At 71.1% G+C, this 20,883-nt stretch carries 20 protein-coding genes; 13 read left to right on the plus strand and 7 right to left on the minus strand.

The genetic code is table 11. The features are described 5' to 3' along the window. Positions 1-102: 102 nt before the first annotated feature. Entirely contained in the window at positions 103-1,866 is a 1,764-nt protein-coding gene (locus KYX17_RS09425; protein ID WP_243226735.1) for a hypothetical protein, read from the plus strand. A gap of 584 nt (positions 1,867-2,450) precedes the next feature. Here the strand turns inward: KYX17_RS09425 and KYX17_RS09430 are convergent. Next, the gene (locus tag KYX17_RS09430) at positions 2,451-4,439 is read right to left on the minus strand and encodes an ATP-binding protein (protein ID WP_243226736.1); all 1,989 of its coding nucleotides are present in this window, start codon (positions 4,437-4,439) and stop codon (positions 2,451-2,453) included. A gap of 69 nt (positions 4,440-4,508) precedes the next feature. On the opposite strand from KYX17_RS09430, the gene KYX17_RS09435 reads away from it, so the two are divergent. Both KYX17_RS09435 and KYX17_RS09440 read left to right on the plus strand, forming a co-directional pair. Beyond that, a complete protein-coding gene (locus KYX17_RS09435; RefSeq protein WP_243226737.1) occupies positions 4,509-4,874 on the plus strand; it encodes a response regulator transcription factor in 366 nt (121 codons plus the stop codon). Then, complete coding sequence (locus KYX17_RS09440; RefSeq protein ID WP_243226738.1) at positions 4,871-5,722, plus strand: endo alpha-1,4 polygalactosaminidase; 852 nt, start codon at positions 4,871-4,873, stop codon at positions 5,720-5,722. The genes KYX17_RS09435 and KYX17_RS09440 overlap by 4 nt, the downstream gene beginning before the upstream one ends. Positions 5,723-5,755: 33 nt before the next feature. Here KYX17_RS09440 and KYX17_RS09445 read toward each other — a convergent pair whose 3' ends face one another. Beyond that, positions 5,756-6,784, minus strand: a complete 1,029-nt coding sequence (locus KYX17_RS09445; RefSeq protein WP_243227284.1) for a TerC family protein — start codon at positions 6,782-6,784, stop codon at positions 5,756-5,758. A gap of 198 nt (positions 6,785-6,982) precedes the next feature. Between KYX17_RS09445 and KYX17_RS09450 the strand changes: the two genes are divergently transcribed. The 5 genes from KYX17_RS09450 (at position 6,983) to KYX17_RS09470 (ending at position 10,244) form a co-directional block, all read left to right on the plus strand. Beyond that, entirely contained in the window at positions 6,983-8,134 is a 1,152-nt protein-coding gene (locus tag KYX17_RS09450) for a MalY/PatB family protein (RefSeq protein WP_243226739.1), read from the plus strand. Between the two features lie 76 nt (positions 8,135-8,210). After that, on the plus strand, positions 8,211-8,375 hold the full coding sequence (locus KYX17_RS09455; protein WP_243226740.1) for a hypothetical protein: 165 nt from the start codon (positions 8,211-8,213) through the stop codon (positions 8,373-8,375). 87 nt (positions 8,376-8,462) lie between these two features. Further along, on the plus strand, positions 8,463-9,503 hold the full coding sequence (locus KYX17_RS09460; RefSeq protein WP_243226741.1) for a hypothetical protein: 1,041 nt from the start codon (positions 8,463-8,465) through the stop codon (positions 9,501-9,503). A 166-nt stretch (positions 9,504-9,669) separates the two neighbouring features. Next, positions 9,670-9,957, plus strand: a complete 288-nt coding sequence (locus KYX17_RS09465) for a hypothetical protein (protein ID WP_243226742.1) — start codon at positions 9,670-9,672, stop codon at positions 9,955-9,957. Positions 9,958-10,031: 74 nt separating this feature from the next. Continuing rightward, entirely contained in the window at positions 10,032-10,244 is a 213-nt protein-coding gene (locus KYX17_RS09470) for a hypothetical protein (RefSeq protein WP_243226743.1), read from the plus strand. A gap of 165 nt (positions 10,245-10,409) precedes the next feature. Here KYX17_RS09470 and KYX17_RS09475 read toward each other — a convergent pair whose 3' ends face one another. Next, a complete protein-coding gene (locus tag KYX17_RS09475) occupies positions 10,410-11,708 on the minus strand; it encodes a cell division initiation protein (RefSeq protein ID WP_243226744.1) in 1,299 nt (432 codons plus the stop codon). A gap of 163 nt (positions 11,709-11,871) precedes the next feature. Beyond that, positions 11,872-12,762, minus strand: coding sequence for a UTP--glucose-1-phosphate uridylyltransferase GalU (gene galU / locus KYX17_RS09480; RefSeq protein ID WP_243226745.1), 891 nt, complete (start codon positions 12,760-12,762; stop codon positions 11,872-11,874). A gap of 376 nt (positions 12,763-13,138) precedes the next feature. Between galU and KYX17_RS09485 the strand changes: the two genes are divergently transcribed. The 3 genes from KYX17_RS09485 to KYX17_RS09495 all read left to right on the plus strand — a co-directional run bounded on the left by KYX17_RS09485 (position 13,139) and on the right by KYX17_RS09495 (position 14,407). After that, the gene (locus KYX17_RS09485; RefSeq protein WP_243226746.1) at positions 13,139-13,849 is read left to right on the plus strand and encodes a hypothetical protein; all 711 of its coding nucleotides are present in this window, start codon (positions 13,139-13,141) and stop codon (positions 13,847-13,849) included. 87 nt (positions 13,850-13,936) lie between these two features. Continuing rightward, on the plus strand, positions 13,937-14,119 hold the full coding sequence (locus tag KYX17_RS09490; RefSeq protein ID WP_243226747.1) for a hypothetical protein: 183 nt from the start codon (positions 13,937-13,939) through the stop codon (positions 14,117-14,119). Positions 14,120-14,248: 129 nt separating this feature from the next. Continuing rightward, the gene (locus KYX17_RS09495; RefSeq protein WP_192900658.1) at positions 14,249-14,407 is read left to right on the plus strand and encodes a hypothetical protein; all 159 of its coding nucleotides are present in this window, start codon (positions 14,249-14,251) and stop codon (positions 14,405-14,407) included. 14 nt (positions 14,408-14,421) lie between these two features. On the opposite strand, the gene KYX17_RS09500 is transcribed toward KYX17_RS09495, so the two are convergent. Beyond that, complete coding sequence (locus KYX17_RS09500; RefSeq protein ID WP_243226748.1) at positions 14,422-15,153, minus strand: peptidase M23; 732 nt, start codon at positions 15,151-15,153, stop codon at positions 14,422-14,424. A gap of 41 nt (positions 15,154-15,194) precedes the next feature. After that, positions 15,195-16,364 carry a polysaccharide pyruvyl transferase family protein gene (locus KYX17_RS09505; protein ID WP_243226749.1) on the minus strand — a complete coding sequence of 390 codons (1,170 nt, stop codon included), beginning with the start codon at positions 16,362-16,364 and terminating at the stop codon, positions 15,195-15,197. A 119-nt stretch (positions 16,365-16,483) separates the two neighbouring features. On the opposite strand from KYX17_RS09505, the gene KYX17_RS09510 reads away from it, so the two are divergent. Both KYX17_RS09510 and KYX17_RS09515 read left to right on the plus strand, forming a co-directional pair. Next, complete coding sequence (locus KYX17_RS09510; protein ID WP_243226750.1) at positions 16,484-18,631, plus strand: glycosyltransferase; 2,148 nt, start codon at positions 16,484-16,486, stop codon at positions 18,629-18,631. Next, positions 18,628-19,917: a glycosyltransferase gene (locus tag KYX17_RS09515; RefSeq protein WP_243226751.1), complete on the plus strand. Its 1,290-nt coding sequence runs from the start codon at positions 18,628-18,630 to the stop codon at positions 19,915-19,917. Before KYX17_RS09510 ends, KYX17_RS09515 begins: the two co-directional genes overlap by 4 nt. Before the next feature lie 171 nt (positions 19,918-20,088). Here KYX17_RS09515 and KYX17_RS09520 read toward each other — a convergent pair whose 3' ends face one another. Then, the gene (locus tag KYX17_RS09520; protein WP_243226752.1) at positions 20,089-20,769 is read right to left on the minus strand and encodes a hypothetical protein; all 681 of its coding nucleotides are present in this window, start codon (positions 20,767-20,769) and stop codon (positions 20,089-20,091) included. Between the last annotated feature and the right edge of the window lie 114 nt (positions 20,770-20,883).

A 20,883-nucleotide genomic window follows, 5' to 3' on the forward strand; every position in this document is an offset into this window, starting at 1 on the left:
AGGTCGACCCGACGGCCTGAGGGGATCTATGAGATCGATGGTGCGCGCGAACTCCGCGTCGTCGAATGCGTCGAGTGACGCCGTGACCGGACGGAACCGGCGATGACGCCTGCCCGCGCGTACGCCGAGATGCCCGGAGGCGGCGCCGTGGGCGGTGCGCGGCGCGTGGCACGGATCTGGTGGGGGACCCTGGCCAGCGGCCGCTTCTTCAGCGGATGGAGCGCCGCCGTCTCCCTCCTGATCGCGGTGACCGTGCTCGGCGCCTACCGGTCCGTGAACTCGACGGTGGAGTACCTGCCCGCCATCGGCGTGTCGGCTCTCGTGTGGGCTGTGCTGGTCGTGCTCGTGCTGCCCGTGGCGTGGGCCGAGCGGCGGATACGACGCCGTCGCTGGCGCGCCCTTCTCGTGCTCGCCGCGGTCGTGACCGTCGGCGCCGCACGGCCGCTGCTCAACGACGCCGCAGGCCTGTGGCTCCTGCGCGAGCCGAGCACGGGGTCGTGGGCCGAGCGCATCACGACGAACGTGATCATCTGGCTCATCGTGCTCTCCCTCGTCGCGACGGCGACGGTGGCCTACGACGCGACCCGCGACGCGAGCGCGCGTCTGCGGGTCGCGCTGTCGGATCTGAACGAGGCCGACCGTCGCGCCGACGCCTACGCGCGCCGTACCCGCATCCTGCTGCACGAGCAGATCGCGACGCTGCGTACCCAGCTCGCCGAGCTGGTGGCGAAGAACCCCGGCTTCGACGGCGTCAGCGCGTTCTCGCAGTCGGTCCGCGCGGTCAGCCACGATCTCGAGGACGAGGCGTCGCTGCCGCTGTCCGAGATCGCTGCGGGGACGGGTCCGGTGGAGGTGCCCACGGCTCCCCGGCGCCCGCTTCTGGCACGGCTGCGCCCGCCGAGCCCGGTCGTGGTCAGCATCGCCTACGTGGTCGGCAGCCTTCCGTACACTCTGGCGACCGTGTCGACGGGGCTCGCCCTCATCGCCGTCGTGCTGGTGTTCGTCTGCGGATTCGTTGCGAACGCGGTCGCCCGTCGGTCCTCGCGCCGCCGGTCGGCCACGGCGCGCGGCGGCGCCATCCTGTTCGCCTGGTTCGCGGCCGGGGTGCTCTTCTCCGCCGTCGCGATCTTGCTGGCGCCCCACACCCTGCCGACGGCGCTCGTCCCGATCCTCGCCTTCCCCCTGCTCGCGGCCATCGTCGGCGTCTCCTCCGACGCCATCCACAGCTCCATCGTGCAGACGCGTCGCCTGTCGCGTGCTCTGGCCGCGCAGACGGATGCCGTGGCCACGCGCACGACACGCGCGCGCCTCGAGCTGCGCAGCGCGGCCGAGCAGCTGCACGGGCGGGTGCAGGGGCGGTGCGTGCTGTTCGCGGCGACGGTCGATGAGCGCGCGGCGACCACGGAGGAACTCGACGCCTTCGCGGCGACGATCGCGCAGGCCCTCGCGGAGATCGAAGGCACGGCGCCGACATCCGCCGCGCCGGCGCCGGTCGCGCCGTCGGATGCCCTCGCCCAGATGATCGAGACGTGGTCGCACGTACTCGAGATCTCGAGCAACATCGATGCCGACGCACGGATCGCGTTGGAGCGGGAGGACGTGACCCGCCGCGTCGTCGACATCGCGAGCGAGGGCTTCCTCAATGCGGTCAAGCACTCGGGTGCGAAGCGCGCGACGCTCGAGGTGACCCACGGCGACCCGGATGCGGCCCCGGAGTTGCGCGTGGAGGTGTCATCGCCGGGACGGCTCGGCTCGGCGTTGCCGCTCACCGCGGGTCGAGGAATCGCCAACCTGAGCGGCGCGCATCTGTTCCAGCGGGGCCGCGATGTCGTGCTCGAGGCGCGCGTGCCGTTGCCCGCCGTGTGACCCGCCGCGCGTGTCCGCGCGCATCGGCCGCGTCCGCGTGAGCCCCGGGGCCGCACCCCGCGTGGGGTCCCCGCGCGTGGTGTCCCCGGGGCGAGCCCGGTGTACCGTCGCGCGTGGTGCCCCGCGGTGTGTGGCAGGCCGTGGTCTGTCGGTGTGCCCTCGCGCGTGGTGCCCCGCGCATGGCGAGCCCCGGTGTGAGCAGCCCCGCGCGCGATGAGCCCTGCCCGCGCGAGCCCTCCCCTGCGTGTCTCACTTGTGCACGTTGGGGCGCGGGTTTGCGTGCATTTGTGAGACACGGAGTGGATGTGGCGGCGTGTCCAGGCCTGCGTGTCTCAGTTGTGCACGTTGGGGCGCGGGTTCGCGTGCATTTGTGAGACACGGAGTGGTGGTGGCGGCGTGTCTCAGCCTGCGTGTCTCAGTTGTGCACGTTGGGGTGTGGGTTTGCGTGCATTTGTGAGACACGGAGCGGATGCGGTCAGCGAGCCCAGCCGGATGCGCGGCGAGCGGGCCCAGCCGGATGCGCGCAGCCGGCCCAGTCGGGTGCGCGCGGTGGTGCCGGTCGACCGGATGCGGGGGTGCGACGCTCAGGTGGGTGGGGGCGCCGCCGGCAGCCGGAGCACCGCGCGCAGTCCGCCGGATGCGGGCGAGAAGAGCTCCAGTGTCCCGCCGTTGCGCCGCGCGAGTCGCTGCGCGATCGACAGGCCGAGGCCGACGCCGGGCGTACCGGACTGCTCCGCCTCCGGAGCGCGGAAGAACCGGTCGAACGCCCGCTCCCGGTCACCGTCGCTCATGCCCGGCCCGCTGTCGCTGATCGAGAACTCGGTGGTCTCGCCGTCGTCGCGCACGCGCACGAGGACGTCGCCGTCGGCAGGTGTGAACAGGATCGCGTTCGACAGGAGCGCCGCCAGGGAGCGATGGATGTCGGCGGGAACGCCGTGCACGTTGGTTCCGGCGTCGATGTCGATCTCGAGGCGCAGCCGCTTCTCGTCGGCCGCGGCACCGTGCGTGGCGACGATCGCCGCCACCACGGAACGGGTGGAGACCGTGCGCCGCTCGCCGGGGCTCACGGGCGTCGCGTGGGCACCGCCGACCATCAGCAGGTCCTCCACGAGGTCCGACAGGCGCAGGCCGTTTCGTCGGATGCGGGCGACCCAGTCGCGTTCGAGCGGCGTCAGCGCGGGCGACTCCTCGAGAAGCTCTGCGTAGCCCAGCACATTGGTCAAGGGCGTCCGGAGCTCATGACTCGTGGTCGAGACGAAGTCGTCGCGCTGCCGACTGAGATCCGCCCGCAGTTCGCTGGCCGCGGCGCGCTCACGCTCCGCATCCGCCCGCGCCTGGATCATGCGTACGGTGTTCGACACGTCGAGCAGCTGCACGGCGAACAGTCCGGGATCGTTCTCGATCGGGTTGGCCACGAGGCGCAGCGAGGTGTCTCCGTCGACGTGCACGCGCTCGACGCCGTCGCGGCTCGCGTGGCGGGCGACGTGCTCGAGGGGACCCTTCCAGCCGTCGCCGTCGAGTTCCGCCGCGATCATCGAGCGGGCGGCGGGATTCGCCCACAGCAGCTGTGTGCTCTCCCCGTCGCGGCGCGCGACGGCGAGCCCCACCTCGGTCTCGACCAGGCCGCCCGAGAGCAGGTGCGTGGTGCGCGCTGCCACCCGTGCCGCCTCGCGTTGTTCGGCGCGCGCCGTCAGCAGCAGCAGCGACACGGTCGCCAGCGCGATGAGGAAGATCTCGACGGTGACCGCGCGCTCGGTCGGGGTGAGTCCGAGAGCGAAGGGCCCCCGCCCCGCCAGGGTGACCAGGAGAATCGCGACGCCGGCGACCAGCACTTCGATGAGGGCCGCGACGAACGGCAGGCGCAGGCATCCCCAGGCGATGATCATGAACGGCAGGAAGGTGAGGGGGATCTCCACGCGCGGGAGGGCGACGAACGCGAGCACGCCGAGCAGCAGCGCGGGCTGCAGCACCGCCTCCCAGCGCGGCAGGGTCAGCGGTCCGGAAGAGGGCGGGACGCAGGCGAACGGGGCGATCAGAAGCACGGCCGCTGCGTGAGAGGGGAAGACGCTGAGCGCCGTCGCGGAGAAGTCGCCGCCGCCCAGCAGTGCGGCCGTCGCGGCGGCGATCACGGCGGCCACGACCGCGCCTGTGAGGCTGGCCACCACGAGCACAAGCGCCTCGCGCGTACGGCGCAGGACGAAGGGGTTGGAGCCGCGGTATCCCCAGATCGCCAGCACGGCCAACAGTGCGGCGATCTCCGCCGCGTTGCCCAACGCGTAGCCCACCGCGACCGCGAGCGAACGCCCGTGGATGAGGTTGGGGATCACCGTCGCGGCCAGGACGAGGAGCACGACCCCGCCGCGGCGACGCGGCGGATTGAGGAGCGCGAACAGGGCTGACGCGCCCGCGGCCGGCCACCATGCGGCGGCGCTGCCTCCGGGAGGGGTGAAGATCGTCCCGGTGAGGCCCAGGGCGGCGACGGTGATCGCGGCGATCGGCCAACTCCACCACGGGGGGATCCATTCGGGCCTCGACGGGGCGCCGAGTGTCGCGAACGGGGCCGCAGCCTTCATACTGTGAACGTACCCTCTCGGCGGCGCCCGCCCCGTACACGAGGCAAGGGTTGCAAGGAGGTGGCGGCCGTGGCGAGCATTCTGGTCGTCGAAGACGACGCCGATGTGGCGCAGCTGATCCAGCACCGCCTGGCAGCGTCGGGGCACGAAGTCGCCGTCGCACCCGACGGCGAGCAGGGCCTCGTCGCCGCGCGCGACGCGCATCCCTCCCTCGTGATCCTCGACTGGATGATGCCGCACCGCACCGGCCTGGAGGTGTGCGCCGAGCTCCGTGGTGACGCCTCGTTCGCCGACACCCGCATCATGATGCTCACCGCCAGGGCGCAGGACGAGGACATCGCCCGCGCGCTCTCCGCCGGCGCCGACGACTTCATGACGAAGCCCTTCTCGCCGCGCGAGCTCGTCGCGCGGGTGGGGGCCCTGCTGGCCTCATGACGCGCTGCCGCGCCGCGTTCGCGCCGGTGCGGGTGCTCGCCGCCGGCGTGCTCGCGGTCGCATCGGTCGGCGTGGTGGCGTGCGCGAGCGGGCCGGCCTCGGTTCCGGATTCCGGCTCGGTGATGGGGCGGCTGCCCGCGGGAACGCCCGTCGACTATCAGCTCGGCGGCGCGTACCCGCCTGATCCGCGGGTGGGGATCGTCGCGCGCGACCGCACTGCGGCGCCCGCCGACGGGGTGTACTCGATCTGCTACCTCAACGCGTTCCAGACGCAGCCGAGCGAGCGCGACGAGTGGGCCGACGACCTGGTCCTGCGCCAGAACGGTGCCGACCTGATGGACCCGGACTGGCCCGACGAAGCGCTCCTCGACACCCGTTCGGATGACGCTCGCGAGGCCATTGCGGCGCGCGTCGGCGAGTGGATCGACGGCTGTGCTGCGGCAGGCTACGCGGCGGTGGAGTTCGACAACCTCGACACGTACACCCGTTCCGACGGTCTCCTCAGCGCCGACGACAACCTCGCCCTCGCGACGCTGCTGGTGGAACGGGCGCATCGCGCGGGGCTCGCGGCGGGCCAGAAGAACGCGGCGGAGGATGCCGAGCGCCTGCGGGCCGAGGCCGGCTTCGACTTCGCGGTGGTGGAGGAGTGCGCGTACTACGACGAGTGCACGGCCTACACCGATGTCTACGGCGACGCCGTGGTCGCGATCGAGTACACCGACGCGATCGACCGGCCGTTCGACGAGCTCTGCGCCGATCCCGCCGTGCCCGCATCCCTCGTGCTTCGCGATCGCGACCTCACGATGCCGAGGGATGCGGACTACGCCTTCGAGATCTGCCCGCTCTGACGCGGCGCCGGCCCCGGGGACGGGAGGCGGCGGTCAGTGCTCGTCGACCTCGGCGGCGGCGACGGGGTGCCCCTGCACCTGAGCGCGGTCGGCCTTCAGACGGTCGTTCCGGGTCTTGAGCAGGCTCGCGACGGTGGCCACCGCGATCGTCGCGCCGATGAACAGCAGCGAGAACCAGATCGGGATCTCGGGGACCCAGTCGATGTGCTGGCCGCCGTTGATGAAGGGCAGCTCGTTCACGTGCAGCGCGTGGAAGACGAGCTTCACGCCGATGAAGGCCAGGATGACGGCGAGGCCCTGTGCAAGGTACACCAGGCGCTCCAGCAGTCCGCCGATGAGGAAGAAGAGCTGGCGCAGACCCATCAGGGCGAAGGCGTTCGCGGTGAAGACGATGTACGCCTCCTGCGTGAGCCCGTAGATCGCGGGGATCGAGTCGAGGGCGAAGACCAGATCGATGAAGCCGACGGCGACGATCGTCAGGAGCATCGGTGTCACGAAGCGCTTGCCGTCGATCTTCACGGTCAGCCGGTCGCCGTGGTACTCGTCGCGCACCGGAAGGATGCGGCGCATGAACCGCACGATCCGCCCGTTCGAGGGGTCGGACTCGTGGCTCGAGAACGCCTGCTGCCAGGCCAGGTAGAGCAGGAACGCGCCGAAGATGTAGAACACCCACGAGAAGTTCTCGATCAGGGTCGCGCCCAGCGCGATGAAGGCGCCGCGCATGATGAGCGCGATCACGATGCCGATCATGAGCACCTTCTGCTGGTACTCCTTCGGCACCGCGAAGCCCGTCATGATGATGAGGAAGACGAAGAGGTTGTCGATCGACAGGGCCTTCTCCGTCAGGTATCCGGCGAAGTACTCGCCGCCGAACGTCCAGCCCGAGACCATGCCGATCCCGACGCCGAACAGCAGCGCCAGGCCGATGTAGAAGACCGACCAGACGGCGGACTCGCGGATGGTGGGGGCGTGCGGCTTGCGCACGTGCACGAAGAACTCGAAGACGAAGAAGGCGATCGTGATCGCGATCGTGATGAGCCAGATGGCGGGGGTGACGTTCACGGAGAACTCCAAGGGTGGGCGTACGGTCATGACGCCAAGGTCTCCTCCGCCCCGATGCTGGTCGGGACCGGCGGCCCGGGATCCGACGTTGGATCCGTACTGACGAGCCGACCGCGAGCGGGAGTACTCCCCTTGCTTGAATGACAGAATACGGCATCCCGGGCACTCGGAGAGCACGTCACCGGTAGCGTCGGATCTGTGACGCAGCCCTACGACGAACGCGGCCGCGAGACGCTCGATCGCCCGGAGAGTCGCAAGTGGAGCCTGCATCCGGGAAAGATCGGCGCGTGGGTGGCCGAGATGGACTTCGGCACGGCGCCGGTGGTGACCGCGGCGCTGCACCGCGCGGTGGAGGAGGAGACGCTCGGCTATCTGTCTCCCGCGCTCGCCCAGCGGATGTCGGTCGCGACGGCAGGGTGGATGCGGCGCGCCTACGGCTGGAGCATCGAACCCGAGCATGTGCACCCCGTCGCCGACGTGATGGCGGCGCTGGGGGTCGCGGTGCGGACGTTCGCCCCCGCCGGGTCGCCGGTGATCGTTCCCACACCCGCGTACATGCCGTTCCTCACCTATCTCCCGGCCATCGGGCACCCGGTGATCCCGGTGCCGGGGCGCGTGGTGTCGGGGCGGTGGGAGCACGACATCGACGGAATCGATGCGGCGTTCTCGGCCGGCGCGCGCACGCTCGTGCTGTGCAACCCGCACAATCCGACCGGCTCCGTCCTCACCCGGGAAGAGCTGACCCGGATCGCTGACGTGGTCGAACGCCACGGCGGCCGGGTCTTCGCCGACGAGATCCACGCGCCGCTGCGCTACGGCGGCCTCGCGCACGTGCCGTACGCCTCCCTCTCCGAAGCCACCGCCGCGCACACCGTCACGGGCACGAGCGCGTCGAAGGCGTGGAACATTCCTGGGGTCAAGGCCGCCCAGCTCATCACCTCGAACCAGAACGACGACGACATCTATCGACGAGTGGGTTTCGCGCACGTGCACGGTGCCTCGACGCTCGGCGTTGTGGCATCCATTGCCGCATACGAGGAAGGAGAGCCCTGGCTCGCCGAGACGCTCGACTACCTCGACGGCAATCGGATGCTGCTGGTGGATCTGCTCTCGCAGCACCTTCCGGAGGTGCGGTACACGCCGCCGGAGGGCACCTACCTCGCCTGGCTCGACGCGCGCCGCCTCGAGCTGCCGGGCGCGCCCGCCGACTTCTTCCGCGAGCGCGCCGGTGTCGTACTGACCGACGGGGCACTGTGTGCTGCTCCCGGATTCCTCCGGCTCGTGCTCGCGATGCCGCGGCCGCTGCTCGCAGAAGCGGTCGCGGCCATGGGCGCGAGCGCGCGCGAGTAGACGGGTCGCCGCGGATACGCAACCCCCGTGGCCTGCCGCATCCGCCGACCTACCGTGATCGCAGCAGGAGGCGGTCATGAGTATCAAGGAGCACGACGATCTCCGCGATGACGCGGACTATTTCGAGGATGACGTGCGGCGGGAGTTCGAGGAGCGCTTCGGCACCGCCGCGCCGGAGCCGGTAAGCCCGATCAGCAAGCCCATTCCCATCCCGAGCTTCCGGCCGCTGCGCCGGCGGTAGCCGAACGGATTTCTCCGTCTCGGGGTGACGGGCGACATCCTCCCGCGCGTAGCATGGCGTTCTCATTCTGCGGCGGAGGGAATGGCCATGAACGCGATGACCGGTCTGCCGCTGGTGGCCGTCAGCATCGTGGCGACGTTCGTCGTTCTCGCGGCCTTTCTCTGGGTGCGCGGTCCCTCGTACCGCTCCGGGTCCTTCCTCGGCATCGCCACCGCCTCGGCGGTGTTCGCGGTCTTCTCGAGCCTGCTCTACGTCATCTACTTCTCGTTCCCGCACGAGGTATGGACGCTCGCGGCGGGCGACGCGGCGATGGTGCTCGCGCCGGCTCTGCTGTGGGTGGCGGTCGGCGCGCTCAACGACCGGCGGCCGTGGCGACTGTGGGCCGTGATCGCGGGCGGCGTCGTGATGTTCGTGTGCAGCATCCTGCTGTCCGAGACCGTGTCGTCCGGGATCAAGATCCTGCTGCTGATCGCAGGATGCGCGCTGACGGCGATCGAGGCCCGCGTCGGCCGCGCGCGTGCCACGAGCGGTACGTTGGCGATCGCCGCGACGATGGTCGGGTACGCGATCTTCTCCCTCGGCCGCGCCGTTTTCCTCGCGATCGACGGTCTGTACGACGGGGTCTACGCGCAGTACTTCTCGACCGGCCCGACCACCATCGCGGGCGTGATCGCGGTGATCCTCCTGGCCTTCGGCGTGCTCGCCGCCGCCCGCGACGAGCGAGCCAGTCGCCGGGTGCAGCAGGTGAGCACGCGCGACCGGCTCGCGGCTCGTGCCCGGACGATCCTCGACGAGCGCGGCGCCGTCTCCTGGCGGGTGGCGACCGTCGACGAGCTGGAGCTGATCCGCGAATCGTTCGGTCAGGAGTACATCGACGAGGTCAACGCGGCACTGGTCGCCGCCTGCACGGCGACGCTCGCGGACGACGCCGAGGTCGGGCTCATCGGCGCCGGTCGGGTCGCCATGGTGTGCGCCGTCACCACGCCGGACGTCGCGCCGGACGAGCTCCGCCAGCGGTTCGCGCAGAGCTCGACCCGACTGCGGGAGACCTATGTGCCCGACCTCGAGGTGGCTGCCACGACGATCGAGTCCGCCGTCGTGCTGGACAGCGTCGTCGCCCACAGCTGAAATCCGAGAGAACGGCCCCTCGCCGACGATGGCGAGGGGCCGTTACGGAGTGCGAGCGCTCGGGCCTTCGCGGGGAGCGGGCGCTCGGAAGGAGTAAACCACGAGTGGCAGCACCGGCGGAAGCGAGGACCGTGACCGGGGTGACGTCGACGAGGATGCGGATCTCGTGCGCGGACGCGTCCTCGCCGCGTGCCGCAACCGCATCCTCGACGATCTGAGCGGCATCGCATTCCGCGAGGGTGAGCCGTGGCGCGAGATGTTCCAGGAGCAGGAGCTCGTCGAGACGGTGGATGATCCGGTCGACATTGCGCCGCAGCACCTCGAGCCGCGCCGACGCGTTCGAGTCGCCTTCTGCCCGCCGCAGCGGGTGGGTCGTGATCGGCGACGGGAAAGTACTCACCCGCAACCTGCTGGAAAACATGCGTGGGTATCTTCGGGGGAGGCCGGCGGATGAGGGGGCTCCCGACTCTGATGCTCCGGCGTCTCGACGGTCGTCCGGCTCCAACCGTCGAGTCCTTGGGAGGACGCATGCAGGCACCGTACTCGCGCTCAGAGTATCGCTCGAGCGTCGGAAGCCGTGAGGCGGCCGTCAGCGATCGCGAGGCGAAAGCGCGCGCCCGTCGTCGGCGTCGCCTCCACCGCCAGCTCTCGCAGCGTCCGCATTGGTCCCTCTACATCGGCGTGCTCCTGCTCGCCGCCGGCGTCGTCGCTCTCGTCGCCGCCGCGGTCCTCACGCGCTGATCGCGAAACGCAGAACCCCCTCCTCGGCGATGCCGGGGAGGGGGTATGAGCATTTGGCCAGGGCCCCAGCTCGGGTGCGAGTGGCCGGGCCTTCGCGGGGAGCGACCACTCAGGTGAATTCAATCACATGGATCACAGGAGATTCATGGATCCGAGCATTTCCGCTCAGGCGTGTTCGCCGTCGTCGTCGCGGTCGCCGTCTCCCGCGTCGGCTGCCGCTTCGTCCGCGCCGACCGTCGCAGCGAGCACGCCCTCCGGGCGGATCAGTTCGCGCACCTCCGACATGAAGCTCGTGAGCTGCTGCTGCTGCCACCGCAGTGCGCGGGTCCGGTCCTCCGCGTCGCGCAAAACGGCGGTGGAATGGTCGATGACGGTGGACACGATCTTGTGCGCCTTCGTGCGCGCGCGGTCGAGGTTCTCCTGCGCCCGCACATGCGCGTCCGCTTCGATCTGCGCGGCTTGAGCCCTCATGAGCTTCTCGTAGTCGTCGGCCTTCGCCGAGATGCGCTGGGCGTGCTCGAGGGAGGCGGCGACCTGATCGTTGGCATCGGAGGTGATGCGTTCGGCGTGCGCGACCGCCTGGTTGTGCAGCACCAGGAACTCCTGCTGCGCGTCATCCTGACGACGGGTCAGTGTCTCCTCGAACTCGAGCAGGCGTGCGTTCATCTCGCGGACATCGCGCTCGGTGTCGCTGCGCAACTGCGCCGTCTCACGCGTCACCATCGCTCGCAGCGCCGCGGCCCCCTTCTCCGCCTCGGAACGGATCGTCTCCGCTTCTCGCTCGGCCTGCGCGAGCTTCTCGGCGGCGTGCGCCGCCTCGCGCTGGATCGTCGCCTCGTGCGCCGTGTACTCGGTCTCGATGCGCAGACGCACCTGATCGGCATCGTGCTGCGCCTGCGCCTGGATGCGGGAGACGTCCGCCTGCGCCTGGGCGCGTTGGGTCGCCACTTCCTCGCGCGCTGCCTCGAGCAGGCGCTCCGCCTGGGCGGCGGCATTCTGAACGATGAGGCCGGCCTGCTCCTCGGCGACGCGCAGAACGGCCTCGAACTGGTCGCGCGTGGACGGGTCGGCGGAGTCCGACGCCGCGCTCTCCGCCCCGTCTGCGCCCTCCGGACGCTCGACGAGCTGCGCGGTCAGGGCCGCGATGCGCGCTTCGGCTTCGGCGATCTGCGCCGTCGCCGTCTGCAGATCAGCCTCCCGTCGTGCCGCCTGCTCGTGCTGCTCCTCGCGCACCCGGTTCACCGACTCCTCGGTCTCGGCGACCAGGCGCTCGATCTCGGCCCGCTGCTCCTCGCGCAGCCGATCGAGGGTCTCTCGCTGGCGCGCCTCGGCTGTCCCGAGCTCCGCCGTGGTGCGCTGCAGTCGGTTCGTCAACTCGGAGATGGCCGCATCGACCTCGTGGCGGTCATATCCCCGGAATCCCACCGAGAACGTGCTGCCGTCGTCGCCCGAGGATGGGCGCATCAGTTCATCGAACGGGCTGGAGCCAGCCTGCGAGTCGTCGGGGGAGTCTGGGCGCGCGTCGCTCATGCCGTGCCTTCCGGGGGATTCGGGTGTGTTCTCCTACTTTGCCCGTTCTCGGCTATCGATGGGCGATGTGATTCTCGTCTGCGCGCCCTCGTCGCTCTCAGAGAGTGGTGGCGAGCTTCTTGATCCAGTCCGCGAGATCGGGTCCGAGGTCGGGGCGGTCGAGGGCCAACTGCACGTTGGACTTGATGTAGTCGAGTCGGTCGCCCGTGTCGTAACGGCGGCCGCGGAAGACGACGCCCAGGACAGGGCCGCCGATGCTCTCGTCCTCGGCCAGCGCTTCCAGCGCATCGGTGAGCTGGATCTCGCCGCCCTTGCCCGGCGCGGTCTTCTCGAGCACGTCGAAGATCTCGGGCTTGAGCACGTAGCGTCCGATGACGGCGAGATTGCTCGGTGCGTCGGCGGCCGACGGCTTCTCGACGAGGCCGGTGATGGCCACCACGTCGTCCTCGGCGGTGGGGACGACGGCTGCGCAGCCGTAGAGGTGGATCTGCGTCGGATCGACCTCCATCAGGGCGACGACGGTCGCAGAACGGGCCTGGGACACCTCGATCATGCGCGCGAGCAGCACATCGCGGGCATCGATCAGGTCGTCGCCGAGGAGAACGGCGAACGTCTCATGACCCACGTGCTTGCGGGCGCGCAGCACGGCATGGCCGAGTCCGAGCGGGTCGCCTTGCCGCACGAAATGCACGTCGGCCAACCTGCTGGCCTCCATGACCTTCTCCAGCTTGGCGGCGTCGCCCTTCCTCTCGAGCGTGTGCTCGAGCTCCGCGACGCGGTCGAAGTGGTTCGCGAGGGCGTTCTTGTTGCGCCCGACGATGACCAACACGTCGTCGCTGCCGGCGGCTACCGCCTCTTCGACCACGTACTGGATCGCGGGCTTGTCGACGACCGGCAGCATCTCCTTCGGCATCGCCTTCGTCGCGGGGAGGAAGCGGGTCCCGAGCCCTGCTGCGGGGATGACGGCCTTGATCGGTGCGTGTGCCATGCGCCGAACACTAGAGATGGTTGATGAACAGGGTGTTTCCGGTTGAGCAGTTCTCCGCGTCCACGAAGGGGGTGAATCGTCGGGCGAAATCACACGATCCGCAGAGCGTGCGCCCCGGCGGCGCCGTCATGATGGGCGCTGCAAGGTCCCCGCGAAGGCTCTTGCGCGGCGGCCCCGGTCCCGAACATCCGGGGCCCGCCGCTCATCTCGGTTCGACATTGATCGCATCAGGAAGATCTATGCGCGGGCCGCGCGGGGGAGTAGTCTTCGCCTGTACACCTCATGTGTCACGTCTGACGGGCTACCCCGACCCCCTCTGAACGCGGCACGATCCGGGCCAGTCGTGCCCGGATGCCGCAGCGGAAGAGGAAGCGTCATGGACCTGATCGTCTGGGCACGCGAGAACCCCGTTCTCGTCGTCACGGCCCTCGCGATCGCTGCCCTGATCGTGGTGGCGATGCGGATGGCGCGCGTGCCCGACAGCGTCGAGGAGCCGCATCCGGCGGCCACGGAACGTCCCGCCGTCGAGCGGACGATGCCCACGCGCCCGTCGTTCGCGCCGACGAGGCCCGCGACGGTCGCGACCGTGGCATCGCCTGTCGCCCGTACGGCGCCCACCGGCTACGTGCCGCTCGAGGTCCCCGAACTCTGGGAGCCCCCGATCGGGTACCTCGGCGATTCCGGTGTGGCGTCGTTCGCGCCGGCGGGGCCCGTGCACCGCGCCGCCCCCGACCCGACGGCTCCGCCACGAAATCCGGCCAGATATCTCGCGCGTAGCGCTCCGTTCGTCCAGCCTGCTCCGCGAGTCCAGGCGCCCCCTTCCGCTCCGCTCGCGCCGTCCGCGCCGAGCCGCACGCCGCGGTGCTTCGATGACCTCCGCCGCGGCGCGTTGGCGGGTCGCACGTTCGAGTCGCTGCAGCAGTTCGCCGTCGCCGCGGTCGTCGAGGCGGGGTATCCGGTGGTACTGGTCGCGCGCATCTTCCGTGTGCCGACCTGGAAACTCGAGAGTTGGGTGGAAGCGGCGTTCCATGCTGCCCCCGCCCCCACCCGCCGCCCGTGGCGCGGCACGATGCCGCGCGCGGTGTGACGCGCTTCGGGTGAATAGTCCGCAGGGATGATGTGAAACATCCTCGCGGTGGATGTGACGGGCGCCGGGGGTCGCCAGGCTTGAGCCATGACCACCGAGAACCTCCGCACGCTGTCCTTCCACCCGCCGCTGCGCCGGAGCGGCGGCGGCCGGGCAATGGTGCTCGTCGTGCTCGGCTGGATCGGTGTGATCGGTCTGGTGGCGGTCGCCGCGTCAGCTCCCTTCGTCCTGGCGGGCGGATGGGTGCTGGCACAGGTCATGGGTCGCTGACGCGCCTCGCGGGCGGTCAGGTCAGCCCGAGCCGCCGACCGCGATCACCGGATCCGGGCGGCCATGCCCGGTGCCGCGGCGTTCGTCAAGGGCCCCACGTGAGCACGAGCCGCAATGCACCATGAAGACATGGTCGGAATCGCTGTTCTCTTGGTCATCATCGGAATCGTTCTGCTGCTGCTCGGCGTGTTCGTGGAAGCGGTGAAGTTCCTGCTCTGGATCGGTCTGGTCATCCTCATCATCGGGATCATCGCCGCCCTCATGCGTTTCATCCGACGACAGGCATAGCTCGTCGGGATTCCTCACCCCGCGGGGCAGAGGGCGATGCCGTCGGTGCGGTCTCCCTCGCGGGGTGTGCCGTTCAGAGCCGCGACGACGCGCACCGCGCGGTCCCAGAACCGCGCGTAATGCAGCGGGTCGGCGTTGACCTGGGTCTCGTGCGCGACCTGCGTGGGATCGAGCGTTCCCCTGTTCGGGACGCGTTCGGCCATTGCGCGATAGAAGATCGTCGCCGCGGTGTACGGATCGAGACGCTCCTCGCGGGAGCCCCAGGAATCCTGTTGCTGGAACAACCCGATCGAGGTCGTGGGCGATCCGTCGGGATTGGTCACCCCGCTCGTCTCCCAGTCCCCGTAGTCGAGGTTTCGCAGCGATGATTCGCCCATCGCCGTCATGATCGCGATGGTCTGGTCGCGCTCGTCGAAGCCGAGATCGCGCCCCGCCGCGAGGATCGTGCACGCGTTGGCGAGCTGACCGGAACCGTAGCCCGCGATGCCCGGCTCCGCGATGCCGGGCGGGCGGGGTGCGTCGCCGATACCGACGTCGATCGGGCCGCCGCCATCGAAGGCGCTGATCGCGGCGCTGCCGGCAGCGAGGAGCGCCACGATCAGGATGAGGGGAGCGGCGGTCAGGGCGACGACGGCGGCGATGAGTGGGCCGCGTGCACCCCGGCGCCGCGCGGACCGGGCGCGCCGATGTGCGGGGCGTCGCCGGGCGGGCGGTCGGCGCCGGGCGGCGGAGGGACGTCGGGACATCGCGGTCAGGGTAGAGGGCGCAGCTGGAGTTTCCCCAGGGCTCAGCCGAGGGTCGCCGCCACGTGGTCCCACCACTCGGACGCCCGCGCGCGGTGGGCGTCGAATCGCTCCGTCGCCGCTTCGCGCAGGGACGTGGCGCGGGAGACGAGGGTGGGCAACAGAGCGGATGCGGCCGCGGCGTCGTCGATGTCGATCACACCGTCCTGGCCCCAGGGCTCCAGCGCGCCGGTGAGCTTGATCCGCGTGTACTCGTCTGCGGCAAGGGCCAGCACGGGCACCCCGGCCGGTGCAGCGAACACGACGGGGTGATAGCGGGAGCTGATGAGCAGACGCGCCGAGCGGGCGAGGGCGACCGCATGGGCCGTGTCCGCCGTGGTCTCCAGTCTGCTGGGGCTCTGCAGACGAGCGCGGACGCGTTCGTGCACGACGACGTCGCCGCGCACGTCGCCCTCGGTGAGCGGACCGAAGTGCGCGTGGAAGACGACGGGGGCGCCGGTGTGCTCGGCGGCCGTGTCGATCGTGTGGGCAAGGGCGGAATCGACCGCATCCGTCGGGCGATGCGCGTACCAGCCGGACAGGCTCACGAGCAGCGGTCCGGATGCGGGCGCGACGGTGGGGGCATCGAGGAAGGAGGCATCGTCGACCTGCCTGCGGGGGCGGAGCCCCCAGGAGCGCACCAGGGCCTCGGTGCTGCCCTCGCGCACGCCGACGAGCGCGGCGTCCGCGAGCGCCGCACGCAGCCGGGCCTCGTCGGCTGCGGTCAGGTCGGGTCCGAAGGTCTGGCCGCTGAAGACGACAGGTAGTCCGCGCGCGGCCGCCATCCGGGTGAGCGTCGTGCGCTCGTAGATGTGCACCGGCCACCGCGAGGCGAGGTTGCCGCCGCCGGTGTGCAGCACGCCGGTGACCGTGCCGAGCGCGTCGAGGACGCCCCGGGCCACGTCATCGGCGGCGAGCTCGGTTCCCCCGGTCGCCGCATCCACCAACTGCTCGGCCCTGCGGGCCGCGGCGCCTGGATCGAGCCCCGCGAAACCGAGCCGGTCGACGGCGTCGATCCCGTACCGTTCGCGCGTCTCGGCGGGGGCGGAGGAGACGCCGACCGTCTCGATGCCGCGGCGGCGGAGTTCGACGACGGCGGCGTCGAACATCGCCTCGTCGCCGACATGGAACAGGTCGTCGACGACGCCGACATCGCCGATGGCAAGAACGCTCACGCGGGCTCCGGGATCGTAGCGGGGGAAAGGGTGCGGCTCAACGCTAGCCTGCTGTTCAGACGTGTTCTCTACGATCGATCCGCTCGTGGCCGTCCGGCGACGGTGAAGGGAAGTGGGACGTGGGGATTCAGACGTCCATGGATGCGGTGCAGAGCGCGCCGACGATCGTCGACGCGCTGCGCCGCGCCGACGAGCTGGCGTTCGAGGCGGGTCGAGAGCCGGGTGTGCGCTCGCTGCGCCATCTGGCCGCGGCGCTCGCGAGCGAGGATGACGTGCGCGCGCTGGCAGCGGTGCACGCGCTGGGAGCGATGACCGACGAGGAAGCCGGACGGATGCTGGCGGCGCTGCTATCGGATCGCCGTGCGTACGTGCGCGAGCACGCGGCATGGGCGCTGTCGCAGGGGCTGCCCCGGCTCGACGCGGTCGGGCGCCTCATCGCGATGGTCGCCGCCGGCGGGTTCTCCGCCATGCTCGCCCAGCGCACGCTCGAAGGCTGGTCGGTCCCCTCGGGCGAGGTGCTGGCCGTCGCGCTCGAGGCCGCGCTGGTGTCGACCGACGACCCCTCCGCCCGAGCGCGCCTGGTGGAGACTCTCGGTCTCGTGCGCGCGCCCTTGGCGACGAGGCCCCTGATCGCGATCGCCCGCGACGAGCGGGAAGACCCCGCGGTGCGCGAAGCCGCGATCGCCGCCCTGGGCCAGCGGCCGGGCCAACCCGGCGTCGAGAGCGCGCTCGACGAGCTCATGTCGACCACGGGCCGGCTGGCGTCGGTGGCGCGGCTGGCGCTGCTGGACCTCGTACCCCCGCAGCCGGATGCCGCCGATGCGCCCCGCACGATCGCGCAGCTGTTCCTGCACGCCGACATGGATGCGCAATTGGCGACGGCGGGCGCCGGTGACAACGGCGGCATCGCGACGCTGCTCGTGCGCCTCGGCGACGCGCTGGTCGCCGACGACTCCGGACTCGTGGAGCGCGTCATCACCCTCGGCCGCGGCAGCATCGACCAGGCCGCGAGCGATCTCCTGGACGTCGCGGGCACCCGCGGCGGGCACCGCTTCGGACGCGTGCCCATGGCGGCCTCGCCGGTTCCCTCCGCCGCAGCGTGGGGATTGCGCGTCCAGGCGCGTCGCGGCATCCGCCGTGTGCTGCGCGCCGCGGGCCGCGTCGACGTACTGCACCTGCGCATGGCGGATGTCGGAAGCCTCGCCGCAGCCGACGTCGCCCGCGAACTCGGCATCCCCACCGTCTTCACGCTGGCGCCCGACCCGCATTCCGTGATCACCTCGCTCGAGGAATCCGGTCAGCTCACGCGCGAAGGCTTCGGCGAAGCCGACCTGCGCGAGCACTACTGGTTCCGTGCCCGACTCGTGCAGTCGCTCGCGGCGGGCGCCGAGCACACGGTGCTCTTTCCCCGTCCGACGCTCGCCGACGACATGAAGCGGCTCGTCGGGGTGGACATCACCGCGCACGCCGAGCGGCACACGGTCGTCGCCGAGGGTGTCGACCTCGCCGTCGTCGACGACGCGGTGTCCCGCGTCACGGCCCGCGGTGCGGGCGGGGACGCTCCGGAGGGCCTCGCCGAACTCGAGCGGCTGCTCGCCGAGCTGCCGGAAGAGCGCCGGGGTCTGCCGCTGCTGGTCAGCGTCGGGCGCCTCCACCGGGTGAAGGGCATGGCCTCCCTCGTCGAGGCGTGGAGCACCTCCGAACTCGCTGCGCACACGAACCTGCTGATCATCGGGGGAGACCTCGCGCATCCGTCGGTCGACGAGCGGGAGCAGCTCGATCGCATCGACGCGATCGTTCCGGCGGACGAGCGTGCCGCGCACGGTCTCCTCCTTCCCGGACACCGCCCGAACGGCGTCACGGCACTGTGGCTGGCGGCTGCCCGTGCGGGAGTCCCGGGACTGGCTGCGCCCCACGGCGTCTACGTCTGCGCGAGCATCAAGGAGGAGTTCGGCATCGCGCTGCTGGAAGCGATGGCGACGGGACTCGTCGTGGTCGCACCGGACGCGGGCGGGCCGGCGACCTACGTCGAGCCCGGTCGCACCGGCTTTCTGGCGCCGACGTGGGACCGCGAGCGCTTCGTCGCCGCGATCACCGATGCGCTCGTCCACGCGAGGATCGACCCGGACGGCGTTGCCGAGCGGTCGCACGCGATGGTCGCCGGGCGGTTCACGATCCAGGCGATGGCGGCGACGCTCGCTCCGCTGTACCAGGCCGTCGCCTCGCAGGATGCGGACCTCGCCCGGCTGGCGGTGCTCCCCTCGTGAGACTGCTCGTCATCAGTCCGGACTACGCCTCGCACCTGCTGCCGCTCGCGACCCTCGCCACCGCCTGGCAGGACCGCGGGCACGAGGTCACCGTGGCGACGGGGCCCGCGACGAAGCCCATCGTGGCGGATGCCGGGTTCGCGCACGTCGAGCTCTCGCTCGGACGCGGTGCGAACGCCGGCGTCATGCGCACCGCCCAGCAGCAGGCGGACGAGGCCTCGTCGCTCGAGGGATTCTTCTCCGCGACGCGCCTGGGTATGGTCGAGACGCTCACCTACCAGGCGCGCGAGCGGCTGACCGACCTGATGTGGGATCCGGTGGGCCGCGGCCGGCAGACGCTCGAGATCATCGACCGGGTGCGGCCCGACCGCATCCTCGTCGACCACCTCGCGTTCAGTGCGCGCATGGCGATGCAGGCCGCGGGCGTCGCGTACGGGGATGTCGTGCTGGGCCACCCGACCGCCCTGCCGGTGGCGGGGGAGCTCTACGGCGTGCCGCCGTTCTGGCCTCGCGCGTTCGGTCCGGATGCGGCGAGCCTCACGGCACTGCGCACGCTGGCGGCGGAGGTGTCGGAGCGATTCACCGCGCAGTGGAACGACGCCGCATCCGAGATCGATCCCGCGGCCCCCGTCGTGGCCGACGCCTTCGCGTCGCACGGCGACACGGTGCTCTACAACTACCCCGAGCAGCTCGCCGACGGCGACGGACGTGCCATGGCGGCCGGGGCCTTCCTCGGCTCGACGCTGCGTGAGGAGAGCGTCGATCCGTCGATCTCGCGCTGGATCGACGAGGGCGAACCCTACGTGTACGTGAGCTTCGGCAGCTTCCTCTCGGTGCGCGACGATGTGCTGGCGCGGGTGGTCGAGGCGCTACGTGCGCTCGGCGTGCGCGCCGCGATCGCGACCGGCGCCGCCGATACCTCGATGTGGGGCGACATCCCGGCCGGGTGGCTTGTGCGCGAGTACCTGCCGCAGGTGCGCCTGCTGGGCTCGGCAGCCGCCGCGATCACCCACGGCGGCAACAACTCCGTCACCGAGGCGTGCGCGCAGGGCGTGCCGCTGGTGGTGCTGCCGTTCTCGACGGATCAGTTCGCCGGGGCGGCGGCCCTTGAGCGCACGGGGGTGGGCATCGCGTGCGATCCCAATCGCGCGAGCGCCGGTGAGCTGGCGGACGCGGTCGCCCGCCAGCTGCGCCCGGATGCGGCGGCCCCGGCGCTGCGGGACCGGATGCGCCGCGACGGCCGCGAACGCCCCGGACCGCTCCGGGCCTTCGACGCGCTGGCCTGAGGCCGGTCCGGATCCGCTGGCGGAGTCTGCGGCGCGACCCGGTCGCGAGTGAGCATCCGATCGCCGAGCGAGCATCCGATCGAGTGCTCGTTCGATGAACGGATGCTCGCTCGCGAGGTGACCCGGAGCGGATCAGGCTGCCCGCCCGGATCAGGGACGGCTCCGCGCGGGTCAGGAGATGCCGACGAGACGCGCGATGGCGCCGGGGTCGCCGGCCGCGGCGCGGTAGAGACCCATGCGGGCCTCGTTGGCTTCGTAACCGGCGCCGACGCGCTGCTCGGCCGCGTGGTGCAGTGCGTAGACGCGCCCGACGTGGCGGCGCGGCGGCTCGCCCAGCACGGCCTGGTGGGTGAGGTACCAGGCGGCGTCCTCGAAGCCCCATCCGCGAAACGCCTCGTCCTGCCCTCCGTGCGCGAACCAGGTCTGCGGGGTCGCCACGTAGACGCCGGAGCAGGCCCCCTCGACGTACTGCTCGACGGTGCACTCGACGAGCGGTGTGCCGGCCGCGTACTCGGCAGAGCCGCTCGCGCCGAGCCAGCGGTACTCGTCGTAGGGCAGGTGCACTCGTCCGCTCGTGCGGGCAGCGGCGATCGCAGCGCGCAGCGGCTCCTCCTCGGGGAGGGTGTCGGCGTCGCCGATCACGACGACCGCATCCGGATGCGCGGTGCGCATCGCCAGGTTGCGGCAGGCGGCGAGGACGAAGACGTCGTCGTCGGTGTCGATCGTGCGCACCGACGCCTCGGGCAGATGGGTCTCGTACCAGCGGCGGACGAGAGCGAACGGTGCGCGGCGAGTCGGCGCGTCCCGCCAGGGGATCACGACCTCGACGGGGGGAACGAGAGCTGTGGACATCGCGCTCAGCATAAGTCCGTTCCAGGCCTCCGCTGACCCCTTGCGCTCGTGGGCTTCCCGCCAGCCGGCAGCCGCACGCGTCGCGGGCTGCATCCGTGGTTCGGCTGGGCCGTA

The organism is Microbacterium sp. CIAB417 (assembly GCF_022788845.1).